This window comes from Tessaracoccus luoxuelianae (assembly GCF_054483915.1).
In genome coordinates, this window is sequence record NZ_CM137013.1 from 2,083,845 (window position 1) to 2,098,814 (window position 14,970).

The 14,970-nt window shown below is 67.6% G+C and carries 16 protein-coding genes; 4 read left to right on the forward strand and 12 right to left on the reverse strand.

The window, feature by feature from the left end:
- Nucleotides 1–5: 5 nt before the first annotated feature.
- The 6 genes from ACX1D1_RS09390 to ACX1D1_RS09415 form a co-directional block, all read right to left on the reverse strand.
- Nucleotides 6–548, reverse strand: a complete 543-nt coding sequence (locus ACX1D1_RS09390) for an HIT family protein (RefSeq protein ID WP_182799964.1) — start codon at nucleotides 546–548, stop codon at nucleotides 6–8.
- Complete coding sequence (thrS, locus tag ACX1D1_RS09395; RefSeq protein WP_459054366.1) at nucleotides 541–2,577, reverse strand: threonine--tRNA ligase; 2,037 nt, start codon at nucleotides 2,575–2,577, stop codon at nucleotides 541–543. Before thrS ends, ACX1D1_RS09390 begins: the two co-directional genes overlap by 8 nt.
- A gap of 83 nt (nucleotides 2,578–2,660) precedes the next feature.
- Nucleotides 2,661–2,945: a GNAT family N-acetyltransferase gene (locus ACX1D1_RS09400; RefSeq protein ID WP_182782806.1), complete on the reverse strand. Its 285-nt coding sequence runs from the start codon at nucleotides 2,943–2,945 to the stop codon at nucleotides 2,661–2,663.
- A gap of 9 nt (nucleotides 2,946–2,954) precedes the next feature.
- Nucleotides 2,955–3,440, reverse strand: coding sequence for a Cys-tRNA(Pro) deacylase (gene ybaK, locus ACX1D1_RS09405; RefSeq protein ID WP_182782805.1), 486 nt, complete (start codon nucleotides 3,438–3,440; stop codon nucleotides 2,955–2,957).
- Nucleotides 3,397–4,275: an EamA family transporter gene (locus ACX1D1_RS09410; protein WP_182782804.1), complete on the reverse strand. Its 879-nt coding sequence runs from the start codon at nucleotides 4,273–4,275 to the stop codon at nucleotides 3,397–3,399. Before ACX1D1_RS09410 ends, ybaK begins: the two co-directional genes overlap by 44 nt.
- Nucleotides 4,276–4,299: 24 nt before the next feature.
- The gene (locus tag ACX1D1_RS09415; RefSeq protein ID WP_220489313.1) at nucleotides 4,300–4,740 is read right to left on the reverse strand and encodes a PTS sugar transporter subunit IIA; all 441 of its coding nucleotides are present in this window, start codon (nucleotides 4,738–4,740) and stop codon (nucleotides 4,300–4,302) included.
- 137 nt (nucleotides 4,741–4,877) lie between these two features.
- On the opposite strand from ACX1D1_RS09415, the gene ACX1D1_RS09420 reads away from it, so the two are divergent.
- The gene (locus ACX1D1_RS09420) at nucleotides 4,878–6,743 is read left to right on the forward strand and encodes a beta-galactosidase (RefSeq protein ID WP_220490937.1); all 1,866 of its coding nucleotides are present in this window, start codon (nucleotides 4,878–4,880) and stop codon (nucleotides 6,741–6,743) included.
- 6 nt (nucleotides 6,744–6,749) lie between these two features.
- Here the strand turns inward: ACX1D1_RS09420 and ACX1D1_RS09425 are convergent, their stop codons facing one another.
- The 3 genes from ACX1D1_RS09425 to lpdA are packed head-to-tail and all read right to left on the reverse strand — an operon-like array spanning nucleotide 6,750 to nucleotide 9,903.
- Nucleotides 6,750–7,703, reverse strand: coding sequence for an aldo/keto reductase (locus ACX1D1_RS09425; RefSeq protein ID WP_459054367.1), 954 nt, complete (start codon nucleotides 7,701–7,703; stop codon nucleotides 6,750–6,752).
- 27 nt (nucleotides 7,704–7,730) lie between these two features.
- Nucleotides 7,731–8,498 (reverse strand): glucose 1-dehydrogenase, encoded by a 768-nt coding sequence (locus tag ACX1D1_RS09430; protein WP_220489312.1) that lies wholly within the window; start codon nucleotides 8,496–8,498, stop codon nucleotides 7,731–7,733.
- Nucleotides 8,499–8,502: 4 nt separating this feature from the next.
- Nucleotides 8,503–9,903, reverse strand: a complete 1,401-nt coding sequence (lpdA, locus tag ACX1D1_RS09435; protein ID WP_182782801.1) for a dihydrolipoyl dehydrogenase — start codon at nucleotides 9,901–9,903, stop codon at nucleotides 8,503–8,505.
- Between the two features lie 90 nt (nucleotides 9,904–9,993).
- On the opposite strand from lpdA, the gene relB reads away from it, so the two are divergent.
- Nucleotides 9,994–11,532, forward strand: a complete 1,539-nt coding sequence (relB, locus tag ACX1D1_RS09440; protein ID WP_459054368.1) for a type II toxin-antitoxin system RelB family anti-toxin — start codon at nucleotides 9,994–9,996, stop codon at nucleotides 11,530–11,532.
- A gap of 9 nt (nucleotides 11,533–11,541) precedes the next feature.
- Here relB and pdxY read toward each other — a convergent pair whose 3' ends face one another.
- A complete protein-coding gene (gene pdxY, locus ACX1D1_RS09445) occupies nucleotides 11,542–12,396 on the reverse strand; it encodes a pyridoxal kinase PdxY (RefSeq protein ID WP_459054369.1) in 855 nt (284 codons plus the stop codon).
- 57 nt (nucleotides 12,397–12,453) lie between these two features.
- Here pdxY and ACX1D1_RS09450 point away from each other — a divergent pair, with 57 nt between their 5' ends.
- Together ACX1D1_RS09450 and ACX1D1_RS09455 are read left to right on the forward strand one after the other, a co-directional pair.
- Complete coding sequence (locus ACX1D1_RS09450) at nucleotides 12,454–13,224, forward strand: glycerophosphodiester phosphodiesterase family protein (RefSeq protein WP_182782798.1); 771 nt, start codon at nucleotides 12,454–12,456, stop codon at nucleotides 13,222–13,224.
- Between the two features lie 58 nt (nucleotides 13,225–13,282).
- The gene (locus ACX1D1_RS09455) at nucleotides 13,283–13,624 is read left to right on the forward strand and encodes an RNA polymerase-binding protein RbpA (RefSeq protein ID WP_182782797.1); all 342 of its coding nucleotides are present in this window, start codon (nucleotides 13,283–13,285) and stop codon (nucleotides 13,622–13,624) included.
- On the opposite strand, the gene ACX1D1_RS09460 is transcribed toward ACX1D1_RS09455, so the two are convergent.
- On the reverse strand, nucleotides 13,618–14,127 hold the full coding sequence (locus tag ACX1D1_RS09460; protein ID WP_255422228.1) for an FxsA family protein: 510 nt from the start codon (nucleotides 14,125–14,127) through the stop codon (nucleotides 13,618–13,620). The genes ACX1D1_RS09455 and ACX1D1_RS09460 overlap by 7 nt on opposite strands.
- 41 nt (nucleotides 14,128–14,168) lie before the next feature.
- Nucleotides 14,169–14,948 (reverse strand): polyprenol monophosphomannose synthase, encoded by a 780-nt coding sequence (locus ACX1D1_RS09465; protein WP_459054370.1) that lies wholly within the window; start codon nucleotides 14,946–14,948, stop codon nucleotides 14,169–14,171.
- Between the last annotated feature and the right edge of the window lie 22 nt (nucleotides 14,949–14,970).

Genomic DNA, 14,970 nt, shown 5'->3' on the forward strand with positions numbered 1-14,970 from the left:
TCACCTCAGGCCCGCCAGGCCTCGGCGAGCAGGGAGCGGGCCTCACCGATGAGTTGCGGCAGCGCCCTGGTCTGCGCCACGATCGGCAGGAAATTCATATCGCCGGACCAGCGCGGCACGATGTGCTGGTGAAGGTGCATGCCGATGCCGGCGCCGGCCACAGCCCCCTGGTTGATACCGATGTTGAACCCGTCCGGCCGGGACACCCGCCGCACCACCGTCATCGCCCGCTGCGTGAGCGCGGCCACGTCCATGGCCTCTTCAGGAGTCAGGTCGGTGTAGTCGGCGACGTGACGGTACGGGCACACGAGGAGGTGGCCGGGCGCGTAGGGGAACAGGTTCATCACCACATAGGCATGCTCGCCGCGCGCCACGACGAGGCCCTCGGCATCGTCGCGGCGCGGTGAGGAGCAGAACGGGCACTCACCCTTGTTGCGTGGCTTGCCATCGCCCTTGATGTAGACCATCCGGTGCGGGGTCCACAGCCGCTGGAAGGCGTCCGGGACCCCGGCGAATTCGTCGCTGGTCTCTGGTTCGGACTCAGGCATCGGCTGTCGGGGAGGTGTTCGATCGCGAGGCGATGAAGTCCACGACGGTGGCCACCGCCTCCGCCACGGGCACGCCGTTGCGCTGAGAGCCGTCCCGGAACCGGAATGACACCGAGCCTGCGTCGCGATCATCGCCACCAGCGATGAGCACGAAGGGAGCCTTCTCCTTGGCCGCGTTGCGGATCTTCTTGCCGAAGCGGTCATCGGAGTCGTCGAAGTCCACCCGGACGCCACTGGCTCGGAGCTGGGCGACAACGCCGCCCAGGTACTCGTCGAACTCCGCGGCCACCGGGATGGCAATCACCTGAACCGGTGAGAGCCACGCCGGGAAGGCGCCGGCGTAGTGCTCGATGAGCACCCCCATGAACCGCTCGATGGAACCGAACTTGGCCGAATGGATCATCACCGGCTGCTGGCGGCTGCCGTCCGGGGCCGTGTATTCGAGCCCGAACCGCTCAGGTTGGTTGAAGTCGTACTGGATGGTCGACATCTGCCAGGTGCGCCCGATGGCGTCCTTGGCCTGGATGGAGATCTTGGGGCCGTAGTAGGCCGCGCCGCCGGGGTCCGCGACGATGGGGAGACCGGACTCGGCCGCGATCTCGTCCAGCACCGCCGTCGCCTCGGCCCACTGCTCGTCCGAGCCGATGAACTTGTCCTTCTTCTTGCCGTCCTCGTCGCGGGTGGAGACCTCCAGCACCGAGTCTGTGAGGCCGAAGTCGTTGAGGAGCGACAGCACGAACTTGAGCAGGTGGCGCACCTCGTCCGGCGCCTGTTCCTTGGCGCAGTAGCTGTGCGAATCATCCTGGGTGATCGACCGCACCCGGGTGAGGCCCTGGATGACGCCGGACTTCTCGTCGCGATAGACGGTGCCGAACTCGAAGAAACGCAGCGGCAGGTCACGGTAGGAGCGTCCGCGGGAGGCGAAGATCAGGTTGTGCATGGGGCAGTTCATCGCCTTGAGGCGGTAGGCCTGGCCCCCCCGGACGACGACACCCTGCTCGTCGCGCTCGGCGTCCTCCAGTAGCGGTGGGAACATGCCGTCGGCGTAGTAGGGCAGGTGTCCGGAGGTGTAGAACAGTTCTTCCTTGGCGATGTGCGGGGTGCCGACGTAGTCGAACCCCTCCTCGATGTGGCGGGCCCGGACGTAGTCCTCCATTTCCCGCTTGATGACGCCGCCGCGGGGGTGGAACAGGGGCAGGCCCGAGCCCACGATTTCGTGGAAGCTGAACAGGTCCAACTCCACACCCAGCTTGCGATGGTCACGCTTGGCTGCCTCCTCCAAGCGGTTCTTGTACGCCTGGAGCGCCTCCTTCGAGGGCCAGGCTGTGCCGTAGACGCGCTGCAGTCCTGCGTTGCGCTGGTCACCGCGCCAGTAGGCGGCAGAGGTGCGGGTCAGCGCCCAACCGTTTCCTAGATAGCCCGTGTGGGGGACGTGGGGTCCGCGGCACAGGTCCTTCCAGGCCACTGAGCCGTCTCGTCGGACGTTGTCGTAAATGGTGAGCTCGCCGGCGCCCACCTCGACGCTGGAGCCGTCCTCGTCCGACGACGAGCCCTTGTCCGCGACCAGTTCCAGCTTGAATGGCTCGGCCGCGAGCTCGGCGCGGGCCTCGTCGTCGGTGACGACTCGGCGGACGAAGCGCTGGCGTTCTTTGACGATCTGGCCCATCTGCTTCTCGATGGACTTGATGTCCTCCGGCGTGAGGGGGGCGGTGGCGAAGTCGTAGTAGAAGCCGTCCGTGATGGGAGGGCCGATGCCGAGCTTGGCGTCCGTGAAGAGGCCCTGCAGCGCCTGCGCGGTGACGTGCCCTGCGGAGTGGCGCAGGATGCTGAGGCCCTCAGGGCTGTCGATCAGCACCGGCTCCACCTCGTCCCCCTCCACCAGTTCGGCGGCCAGATCACGAAGTTCCCCGCTCACCCGCATGGCCACGACGCTGCGGTCATCACCGAACAGGTCCAGGCCCGTGGTAGTGGTGGTCAGCGTCACCTGTTGCGCGTCGTCGTTGCGGCGGATGGTGATGGCTCCACTCATCGGGGCTCCCTCGGGTGTGACGGTCAGTGTGAATCAGGGCCCATTGTGCCCCTCAGCGGCGTGGGCGTCACCTCAGGGGCGGGTCAGGCTCGGAGATCCCAGAAGTCCTCGTGCCGGTGGAGGTACTTGGCGACGAAGGGACAGGTGGGCCTGACCTTGAACCCCGCCTCGCGGGCGTCGTTCAGCGCGAACTCAACGATCCGGTTGCCGTGCCCGTTGCCCCCGTGGCCCGGGTCCACCTCGGTGTGGTGCATGTCCACCACGTCCCCGTCGATCCGGTAGTCGATCAGGCCGATGAGCTCGTGCCCGTGGTGGAGCTCGTAGCGGTTGGCGGCGGCGTTGTTGGTCAACGTGAGGTTCTCCGTCATGGCTCGAGACTACCCCGCCGCGATGACGGCGACCGAGGCCCCGGTCAGCCGGACCAGCTCGTGGGGCGACAGCTCCACATCCAGCCCTCGCCGTCCTCCGGAGACCAGCACGGTGTCGTGGTCCATGGCGGAGGCGTCGACGACGGTACGCAGGCTGCGCTTCTGCCCGAGCGGGCTGATGCCGCCGATGATCATGCCGGTGGAGCGCTCGGCGACGGCCGGAGCTGCCATGGCCAGGCGCTTGACCCCGACGGCGGTGGCGAGGGCCTTGAGGTCGAGGGTGGTGTCGACAGGAACGACCCCCACCACCAAGGCCGCGCCGTCGGAGGCGAGCAGCGTCTTGAACACCCGACGGGCCGGCACCCCGAGGGCGGTCGCGGCCTCGAGCCCGAAGCTGGTGGCCCGGGGATCGTGCACGTACTCATGCACCCGGTAGCTCACCCCGGCCGCGTCAAGCGCCTTCAACGCCGGTGTGGCTCCGTGTGGCTTGGTCATGTGTCCTCCTCCGGGCGGTGCGGATGGCCCCGATCGACGCGGCGATGACGGCGGCCATCGCCAACCACTCGATCGGGTGCAGCAATTCTCCCAGCACCACCCACGCGAACAGTGCCGCCGCTGCCGGTTCGAGGCTCATCAGGATGCCGAACGTGCCGGCCGCGATGCTGCGACGGGCACGCAGCTCCAGGCCGTAGGGGATGACGGTGCTGAGCAGCGCCACGAGCGAGATCACGACGAGCACCCGCGGGTCTCCCAGGGACCCGCCGGCGAGGGCGACGCCAGGACCCGCCAGGGCCGCGGCCCCGATCAGCGATCCGACCGTCAGCCCGCTGGTGCCCTCCCAGCGGCGGCCGAGCGGGCCGGCCAGGACGATGTAGCAGGCCCACAGTCCGCCCGCTCCCAGCGCGAGGGCGATGCCGATGAGGTCGGGCTCCGTCGGGCCTGAGCCCAGCAGCACGACGCCGCCGGCGGCCAGCGCCACCCAGATGAGATCCACCGCCCGCCGCGAGCCCAGCACCGCCAACCCGAGCGGGCCGACGAACTCGAGCGTGACGGCGAGGCCGATCGGGATCCGCGAGATGCTCAGGTAGATGAGGAGGTTCATCCCGGACAGGCACAACCCGTAGCCGGTGGCCACCAGCCAGTCCCCTCGGGACCGGCCCGAGACCCGCGGGCGGGCGATGAGCAGGAACACGAGGCTGGCGATGGCTGCACGCAGGAAGGCGAGCGTGGCGGGGTGTGCCGCGTCGAAGATGCCCTTCGCGAGGGCGGCCCCGAACTGCACCGACGCGATGGCGATCAACACCAGGACGACGGGGTGGATTCGGCTCACCCCGCGACACTATCGGGGCGCGTCTCAGCAGGTGAAGAGCGGGTTACCCGTCGCTACGGTGCCGCCTGCCACGTCGGAGACCGAGTCGGGCTCCGCGTCCATGACGACCACCACCACGGTCCTCGACATCGACGGGTCCGTCACGGAGGCCGGATCCCAGGCCACGATGGGTGTCCCTACCGTCACGTCGCTGCCCTGGTCGGCGAGCACCTCGAAACCCTGGCCGGCCAGCTTGACGGTGTTGATGCCGATGTGGACGAGGATCCCGATCTCCCCTCCCACGAGGAGGATGAAGGCGTGGGGACTGACCTTGAGCAGGGTTCCGTCAGCGGGGGCGACGACGACCTGGCGCCCTCCGTCGGGTTCGATCCCGACGCCCGGGCCTACGGTCTGGGCGCTGAACACGGGGTCCGCCACGTCGGTGATCGCGATGACCTGGCCGGCGCAGGGGGCGAGAATCTGCATCACACATGCTCCTTCGGATGTCGATGTGTTGCGCACCCTATCGCCGCCGGGGCCACGCTGCGCCGACGGGGGGCAACTCCCCTATCCTTGCCCGGAGCGGCTCGGCAGGGCCGGCCCCCCGATCGAGGACGATGGCGATGTACTACGGCGGAGATTACAACCCGGAGCAGTGGCCCGAGGAGGTGTGGCTCGAGGACGCCCGCCTCATGCGTGAGGCGCGGGTGAATCTGGTCAGCGTCGGGATCTTCTCCTGGGCCAGGATCCAGCCCAGCGAGGGCGTGTTCGACTTCGTCTGGCTGGACAGGGTGCTCGACATTCTCCACGCGCACGGGATCGGTGTGTGCCTGGCCACGGCCACGGCCTCGCCGCCGCCGTGGCTGGGCATCAGGTACCCGTCGGCGCTCCCCGAGGACCGTGACGGGTCCCGGTTCTGGCATGGCAGCCGCCAAGCCTATGCCCCCACCTCACCGGACTATCGGCGGCTGGCCGGGGAGTTGGTCGCCGCCATCGCCGAGCGCTACGCGTCGCACCCGGCGGTGCAGTTGTGGCACGTCAACAACGAGTTCGGCTGCCACCTCCCCGCGGACTACTCCGACAACGCAGCCCGCGGCTTCCGCGTGTGGCTGGCCGAGCGCTACGCGGGCATCGAGGATCTCAACCGCGCCTGGGGCACCGCCTTCTGGTCCCAGCGTTACGGATCCTTCGACGAGATCGTCCCCCCGCGCAAGGCGCCCTACAGCCTCAATCCGGCCGGGGTGCTGGACTTCAAGCGCTTCACCTCCGACGCCCTTCTGGACCTGTACCTCATGGAGAAGGGCATCATTCGGGACGCAGGGGCCACGCAGCCCGTGACCACCAACTTCATGGGGGCGTTCGAGCCGCTGGACTACCACCGCTGGGCACCCCATCTGGACGTGATCTCCGACGACAGCTACCCGGATCCCAACGACCCCGACGCGTGGCGCTCGGCGGCATTCACCAGGGATCTGATCCGCTCACTCAAGCCGGACACGCCCTGGATCCTCATGGAGCAGGCGAGCAACGCGGTGAACTGGCGGCCCAGCAATGCGCCCAAGGCGCCCGGTGAGATGTCCGCCCTGAGCATGCAGGCCGTGGCACGTGGGGCGGACGGCGTGATGTTCTTCCAGTGGCGGCAGTCGAGCGCGGGTTCGGAGAAGTTCCACTCCGCGATGCTTCCCCATGCGGGCACGGGAACGCGGACGTGGCGCGAGGTCGTCGGTTTGGGCGCGGCGCTGGAGGAGTTGCCGCCTCTCGGCCGGCTTCGGGCACGGGTGGCGCTGGTCTACGACTGGGAGAACAGGTGGGCGATCGAGCAGCCGGACCATCCGGTGACGCTGGACTATCTGGCCCAGATTCAGCGCTGGCACTCGGCACTTCTCGATCTGGGCGTGCTGGTGGACGTCGTCGACGCGGAGGCGGACCTCGGCCACTACGACACCGTCTTCGCCCCCCTGCTCTACCTGCTCACCGAGCACGCCGCCCAAGGCATACTGTCCGTGCTGGAGCGGGGAGGCACCGTGGTGACGGGGCCCTTCAGTGACATCGTGGACGAACACGACAGGTTCCGTGCCGGTGGCTTCACCACTCTCCTCGGCGAGAGTTTCGGGATGCGCGTGACCGATTTCGGTGCCTTGGCGCTGACTCCGCCTGGCCAGCAGAGCGCACCAGTGGCGGGGTCACTCGGAAGATTCGAGGGCACGCACTGTGCGGAGGAGTTGACGGTGGACACCGCCGAGGTCCTGGCGAGCTTCGAGGGAGGCCGCGCGGACGCCAGGCCGGCCGTCACGATGCGCACGCTGGGCGCGGGGAGGGCCATCTACGTGGCGACCATCCCCGACGACGAGGGCCTGCGCTCCCTTGCGCGCCTGGCTGCCAGGCCCGTGGAGGCCGCCCCGGAGCCCGGCACGGAAGTCGTCCAGCGGGGCGATGTGACCTTCGTCATCGACCACGTCTCCCACTCCGTGACCATCACGTCCCACTGAATCCGGTCAGGGGGCGAACATCTCGTCGACGGCGTCCAGCACCCCGTCCGGGACCGCGGCGGACCCGGCGGCGGCATTCTGCGCCACCTGCTCCACCAGCGTCGCGCCGGCGATCACCGAGGTGATGGACGGCTGGCCGAGCAGCCACTGGACGGTCACCTCCAGCATCGTGTGACCGGCGCGTTCGCACAACCGCCGGTAGCGCTCGAGCAGATCCCAGTCCACGCCCGCCAGCTGGGCGGACTTGATGGAACGCATCCGCCCCTCGCCGCCACCGTCGCGGGTGTACTTGCCCGTGAGGAGTCCGTTGGCCAGCGGGAAGTAGGGGAAGACGCCGAGCCCCAGGTCCACGGCCGCCGGAAGAAGGTCGTTTTCGATGTCGCGGGCCAGAAGCGAGTATTCGTTCTGGGCCGAGACGAAGGACTCGAGGCCCTCCGCCACGGCAATCTCTGCGGCCTCGCGCGCCATGTCCCCGGTGAAGTTGGAGTGCCCGATGAAGCGAACCTTGCCCTCGCCCACCAGGTCCGTCAGGACCTCCAGGGTCTCCTCAATGGGGGTCTCCGGATCCGGGGTGTGCATCTGCAGGAGGTCGATCCAGTCCGTCTGGAGCCGCGACAGGGAGGCCTCGACGGCCGAGCGGACATAGCGCCTCGCGCCCTTCGGGCCCCAAGCCTCGGAGCCGGGCATCGTGAAGTCCTGATGCCCGAATTTGGTGGCCATCACCACCTGATCCCGTTTGCCCCGCAGCGCAACGCCGAGGAACTCCTCGCTGCGTCCCGGGGCACCACCGTAGATGTCAGCGCCGTCGAAGAACGTGACTCCCTGGTCGATGGCTGCGCCGATGACCCGCACGCTCTGCTCAAGGGACTCCGTGGCGGTTCCCGGCCGGGAGAAGTTGTTGCACCCCATCCCGACGACGCTGACCTTCAACCCTGATGTGCCGACGCTGCGTTGCTCCATGGCCCCACCCTAGGCGCTGGTCGGCGGCTACCAGCAGCAGTAGCCTCCGTCGACCAGCAGGTCCGCACCTGTGATGTAGCTGGCTGCGGGACTCAGGAGGAACAGCACCGGACCGGCGATCTCTTCGGGGGTCGCCAACCGGCCCAGGGGTGTGCTGTCGGCGAACTCCAGCACAAGATCGGCCACCTCCGGGCGCTGGTTCATGGGCGTCAGTGTGTAGCCGGGGCTGACCGCGTTGACGCGGATCCCGAGGCCCGCCCACTCGACGGCGAGCGATTTCGTGAGGTGGATGACCGCTGCCTTGCCGGAGTTGTACTGCGCCTGCGTGAGGTTACGGTTGGCGATGTGGCCCGAGATCGAGGCGATGTTGACGATTCCTCCCCCCTCACCGTGTGCCTGCATGGCACGGGCCTGCGCCTGGCATGACCAGAACACGCCGTCGACATTGGTGGCGTAGACCGAGCGCCACTGGTCCGGTGTCAGCTCCAGCGCCGGGGTGCCCGCGCCGATGCCGGCGTTGTTGACGGCGAGGCGGAGCGGGCCCAGGCGCTCCTCCACGGAGGAAACGGCGGGCCCGGCCGCCTCAGGGTCACGGACATCCCACGCGACGGGGACCCCGAGGCCTCCGACGTCGGAGATGAGGCCCAGGGTCTCGGTGAGGCTCTCCTCGGCTCGCGCGCTGCAGGCGACGCGGGCGCCGGCCTCGGCGAGCGCCACGGCGATCGCCTGGCCGATGCCCTTGGAGGCACCGGTGACCAGGGCGACCTGGTCACGCAGGGAGAACGAGACGGTCACGATGTCAGTAGTTGATCATGTGACCGGCGATGCCCTCCACCGCCTCCTTGATGGCCTCCGACAGCGTGGGGTGAGCGTGGATGTTGCGGCTGATGTCTTCCGCCGTGAGGTCGTAGGCCTGCGCGAGCGTGAGCTCGGGCAGCAACTCGGTGACATCCGGGCCGATCATGTGGGCGCCCAGGAGCTCGTTGTAACGGGCGTCCGCGACGATCTTGACGAAGCCGACCCCCTCCCCCAGGCCCCACGCCTTGCCGTTGGCGGCGAAGGGGAACTTGGACACCTTGACGTCGTAGCCCTTGTCCTTGGCCTGCTGCTCGGTGTAGCCGAAGGAGGCGATCTGCGGCTGGCAGTAGGTGGCACGCGGGATCATGTCGTAGTTGATGGGATGGGTCTCCGCGCCGGCGATGGTTTCGGCGGCCACAACGCCCTGCGCCTCGGCGGTGTGGGCCAGCATCATCTTGCCGGTGCAGTCCCCGATGGCGTAGATGTGGGGCACCGAGGTGCGCATGTAGTCGTCGATGGCGATCGCCTTGCGATCCGTCAACGTCACGCCCGTGGCCTCGAGGCCGAAGCCGTCCACCCGGGGGGCGAAACCGATGGCCGAGAGGAACCGGTCAGCCTCCAGGACCTTCTGCTCTCCGCCGGCGGCGGGGCTGACCGTCACCTTGACTCCGGTTCCGGTGTCTTCGATCCCCTCGACCTTGGTGGAGGTCAGGACGGTGACGCCGAGCTTCTTGTATGCCTTGGCCAGCTCGGCGGAGATCTCCGCGTCCTCGGTGGGGACCATCCGGTCCAGGTACTCGACGATGGTCACCTTCGTGCCGAACTGGCTGAGCACGAACGCGAACTCGGTGCCGATGGCGCCCGAGCCGCCGATGATGATCGACCCCGGCACGTCGTCGGCGAGGATCTGCTCCTCGTAGGTCACCACGTTGGCGGAGAGCTGCGTGCCCGGGAGCAGCCGCGTGGTGGCGCCGGCCGCGATGATGGCGTTTGTGAAGGTGAGTGTCTGCTTCTGGCCGTCGTTGCCGGCCACCTCGATCCGGTGGTCGTCAAGGAAGGTGCCCCAGCCGTCGATCTCGGTGATCTTGTTCTTCTTCATCAGGTAGTGGATGCCCTTGGTCATGCGCTCCGAGACCTGACGGCTGCGCTTGAACGCCTTGCCGTAGTTGAAGCTCACCTGCCCCTCGATGCCGAAGGTGTCCGCCTCGTGGGTGAAGATGTGCGCCAGTTCGGCGTTGCGCAGGAGCGACTTGGTGGGGATGCAGCCGATGTTGAGGCACACCCCGCCCCAGTACTGCTTCTCGATCACGGCTACCTTGAGTCCCAGCTGGGAGGCGCGGATGGCGGCCACATAACCGCCGGGGCCGGCACCGAGGACGACGACGTCATATTCAGAGCTCATGGCGCCCACTCTAGTGCCCTGGTGGCACCCCACCGCTGCCCTCTTCTCCAAACCTGTGACGCTATCTCACCCGTGAGATAACCTGACCCGATGAGCGCAACGAGCAAGTCCATCGGACGCATGATCCGCGAGGCCCGCCTCGCCCGGGGATGGTCGCAGCAGAGGCTGGCAGACGAGCTGGGCACCGTCCAGAGCGCGGTCCACCGCATCGAGAACGGGCAGCAGAACCTCTCGCTCAGCATGATCACCCGCCTGGCGGAGGCGCTCGAGATGCCGTTGATCCAGACGGCCACTCAGGGCAACGTGAACTTCGAGATCCAGGGCCCGACAAAGCTGTCGGGCGACATCGACGTGCGGACCAGCAAGAACGCGGCCATGGCCATCCTGTGCGCCAGCCTGCTCAATCAGGGCCGCACGGTCCTGCGGGGCATCGCCAGGATCGAGGAGGTGGACCGCATCAGTGAGGTGCTGACCTCCATCGGGGTGAACCTCACCTGGATCGGCGACAACGACCTGGAGATCATCCGCCCGGCCGAACTCAGGCCGGAGAACATCGACGCCCGGGCCGCCAAGCGCACCCGCAGTATCCTGATGCTGCTGGGACCGCTGATGCACGACTTCGACCAGTTCCTCCTCCCGTACGCGGGCGGCTGCGACCTGGGTGCCCGAACCGTCCATCCGCACATGTCTGCGCTCCACAAGATGGGCCTGACGGTTGAAGCGACCGAGGGCAACTACCACGCCGTCGTCGAGAAGATCCCGGACGGCGAGCGCTCCATCACCCTGATCGAGCGCGGAGACACCGTCACCGAGAACGCCATCATGGCCGCCGCCCGCACCCCCGGAATCACCACGTTGCGCAACGCCTCCGGCAATTACATGGTCCAGGACCTGTGCTTCTACCTCCAGCAGTTGGGCGTCACCATCGAGGGGGTCGGCACCACCACCCTGACCGTCACGGGTCAGGAGCACATCGAGGCCGACGTCGAATACCACATCTCGGAGGACCCGATCGAGGCGATGAGCCTGCTCACCGCCGGAATCGTGACCAGGTCGGAGATCACGGTGCGGCGCTGCCCCATCGAGTTCCTCGAGGTGGAGTTCGCGATCCTGGACGAGATGGGCCAACGCCTGGAACTCTCCGAGGAGTACCGCAGCCGCAACGGCAAGACACGCCTTGTCGACGTGACGGTCAAGCCGTCGGACCTCACCGCCCCCCTGGACAAGATCCACCCGATGCCGTTCCCGGGGCTCAACATCGACAACCTGCCGTTCTTCGCAGTCATCTGCGCCACCGCGACGGGCCAGAGCGTCATCTACGACTGGGTCTACGACAACCGGGCCATCCACCTGAAGAAGCTCTCCGATCTGGGCGCCAACATCCAGCTGATGGACGCACATCGGCTGCTGATCCTGGGCCCCACCAAGTGGCGGGCCCGCGAGGTCGAGTCCCCGCCGGCGCTGCGGCCCGCGGTCTGCCTGTTGCTGGCCGCCCTGGCGGCCCGCGGGACCACGAACCTGATGGACGTCTATGTGATCAACCGGGGTTACGAGGATCTTCCCCAGAGGCTCAACAAGCTGGGCGCGAGCATCAATGTGTTCTGGGGCACGCCGGACACCAACGACTGAGGACTTCGCTCACCCCACGCGACGGGCCTCGAACACGTGCCGCGGGGCCACGATGTCAGACTGCGCATCCACCAGGCGGAGCTCGGGGTGCCCGGCGGTGGTGGTGGCCTCGAGGACCGAGTACACGATCGAGGCCGTGGCACCCAACGCGGCGCCCACATCGCGCGTGCGCAACCAGTGGGCCAGGAACATGGCGGTGGTGAGGTCACCCGATCCGGTGAACTTGCGGTCCAGGACCGGGGTCTCCACCTGCCACGCCCCGTCGGGGCCGACACCGATCATGCGCATGGCGTCCGCGGATGCGTCGGAGCCCACCACCGAGGTCACGACGACCACCTGAGGGCCGCGGGCTCGCAGTTCCGCGATCGCTGTGAGGACGTCCGCGGTGGTGTGCGTGGGATGTCCCGTGAGGAACTCCAGCTCGAACAGGTTGGGAGTCATGATGTCGGCGCGCTGGACCACGTGGTCGCGCCAGAACTCCGGGATCCCGGGCCGGGCATAGAAACCCCGGTCGACGTCGCCCATCACCGGATCCGCGCAGAAGACGGCCCCGGGGCTCTGCGCCTTGATCAGCTCGGCCGTGTCCAGGATGACCTGCCCCACCTCGGGTGTGCCCTGGTAGCCGCACAGCAGCGCGTCGACGACACCGAGGACGCCACGCTCGTCGATTCCCTGCACAACCTCCCACACGTCGGAGGCTGGGATCAGGGGTCCTCGCCACGACCCGTAGCCGGTGTGGTTGGAGAAGTTGACGGTGTAGACAGGCCAGACGTCGACCCCCGCGCGCTGGAGCGGGAAGACTGCGGAGGAGTTTCCGGCGTGGCCGTAGGCGACAGCGGACTGGATGGAGACAACCGTGGTCATTGGCACATCTTTGCACTCGTAGCGAAACCCACAGTCAGGACACTAAACTGCCACGCTATGGCCGGTGTGCACGAGGACTACCTGTCCCCCCAGTTCATCCCGATGGCCCACCGCGGCGGTGCACTGCTGACCGCGAACCTGGGCATCGAGAACACGGTGCGCGCCTTCACCAATGCCGTCGCCCTCGGCTTCCGCTATCTGGAGACCGATGTGCACGCCACCATCGACGGCCACCTCGTCGCGTTCCACGACGATGATGTCTCCCGCGTGACGGATGAGGCCGGCTCGCTGAGGTCCCTGCGGTTGAAGGAGCTGCAGAGCCTGAGGGTGGGCGGACGCGAGCCGATCCCCACGTTGGCCGAGTTGTTCGAGACGTTTCCCTCGTGCAGCTTCAACATCGACATCAAGCATGTGACGGCCGTGGTGCCCCTGGCCGAATGCATCCGCAGACATGGCGCGGAGCGGCGTGTCTGCGTGGGCTCCTTTTCCCGTTCGGCCATCCGCCGGTTCCGGTCGATACTCCCCCAGGTCCCCACGGCGGTGTCCCGCACGGGCGTGGCCGCCATGGCACTGACGGCCGTCATGCTGGGCGGCCCCGTGTTCCAGGTGCCGCTCAACCACCCGGTCGGGCCGGTGATGATGGACATCGTCACACCGCGGAACATCGCCAGAATCCACCGTGCAGGACGGAAGATCCACGTGTGGACCATCGACGAGCCGACTACGATGCACCGTCTGATCGACTGGGGCGTCGACGGCATCGTCACGGATCGGCCGGATTTGCTCAAAGAGGTTCTCCGGGCTCGGGGGATGTGGTCTACTCGATAACGGCTGAGGAACGAATCGGCGCCCCGGTTCGTTGGTGAAGCAGACGAAGGAGGCAAACATGGCTGATCGTGCGCTGCGCGGCATGGGGCTGGGCTCCAAGACGTTCGAAGACGAGCAGGGCATCGAATTCGCCGAGCGCCGGAAGCTGGCGTTCGACTGCCCGAAGGATCACCATTTCACGGTGACCTTCGCCCTGGAAGCGGAACTCCCCACCGAGTGGGAGTGCAAGAAGTGTGGATCGATCGCGGTGCGTTCTGACGGTGTGGTGGGCGAGGAGAAGCAGACCAAACCGGCACGCACCCACTGGGACATGCTGCGGGAGCGTCGCTCGATCCCGGAGCTCGAAGACATCCTCAACGAGCAGCTGACCAAGCTGCGCGAGTCCGACAGGATCTACTGACCCTTTCCCCGATCACGGTCCGCGGGCCGGTCGTCCTCGACGACCTCCCCGCGGATCGTGTCGTTTTCGTTGCTCGACGGGTCGATGACCGGGATCCAGGTCACCGTTTCGGTCACCACGTCGCCTCGGATGACGGTGGGCGCCGCGCCTGAGCGCTGCATCGTCTTGGAGGCCCACCACGCGATGCCCGACCGGATGAAGGGGCGCGTGAACGGCAGCAGCAGAAGCAGTCCGGCCACGTCCGTGAGCAGGCCCGGCACGACGAGCAGCACGCCGCCCATCAGCACCAGCGATGCGTCGGCCAACTGGCCAGATGGCAGCTGCCCAGAGGTCAGCGCCGCTGACAGGGCGCCCCAGGCCTTCCGCCATTCACGCTGAAGGAGGTAGATGCCCAGCACGGTGGTGGCCGAGAGGATGGCCAACGTCCACCAACCGATTTCGCCGGCGACCCACAGGATGGCGGCGATCTCCGCGAAGACGAGGCCGAAGACCGTCAGTCCCATGAGCGCGAGCCGTAGGGCTCCCTTGCGCGGATCCACGGCGCTCACGCGGCCCTTCGGCCGGTGATCGCACGCCTGACGCCCCCGGTGAGCTGACCCAGCCGGTGGTCGATGCCCCAGAGTGTGGTCCGGATCAACGCCTCGATCACGATGCTGCGGCTCATCTTGGAATCCCCGAACTCCCGCTCCACGAATTCGATCGGGACCTCGACGACGGTGAAGCCGGACTTGAGCGCGCGCCAGACCAGGTCGATCTGGAAGCAGTACCCGGCCGAGGCCACCTCGTCGAGGCTGATGCCGCGCAGCGTGGAGGCGCGGTAGGCGTTGAAGCCGCCGGTGGCGTCCTTGACCGGGATACCCAGCCACAACCGCGTCCACAGCGAGCCGCCCTTCGAGATGAACTCGCGCGACTTCGGCCAGTTGACCACAGAGCCGCCCTTGACCCAGCGCGAGCCCTTGACCATGTCCGCGCCCGCGCTGATGGCGCGCAGCAGCCTCGGCAACTCCTCGGGCTGGTGGGAGCCGTCGGCGTCGTGCGAGATCAGCACGCCGAAGCCCTCGTCGAGGCCCCAGTGGAAACCGGCCAGGTAGGCGGCGCCCAGGCCTTCCTTCCCCTTGCGGTGCATCACGTGGATCTGTTCGTCGGCCTCCGCCAGCCGGTCCGCAATAGCTCCGGTGCCGTCCGGGGAGTTGTCGTCCGCGACGAGGATGTGGGCCTGCGGGACGGCCCGGCGGATCCTGGTGGCGATGCTCTCGATGTTCTGTGACTCGTTGTAGGTCGGGATGATCACGAGAACTCGCTCGAGCGCGTCCTGACTGGTCATGGAACACTTCTTTCCTGTTGTG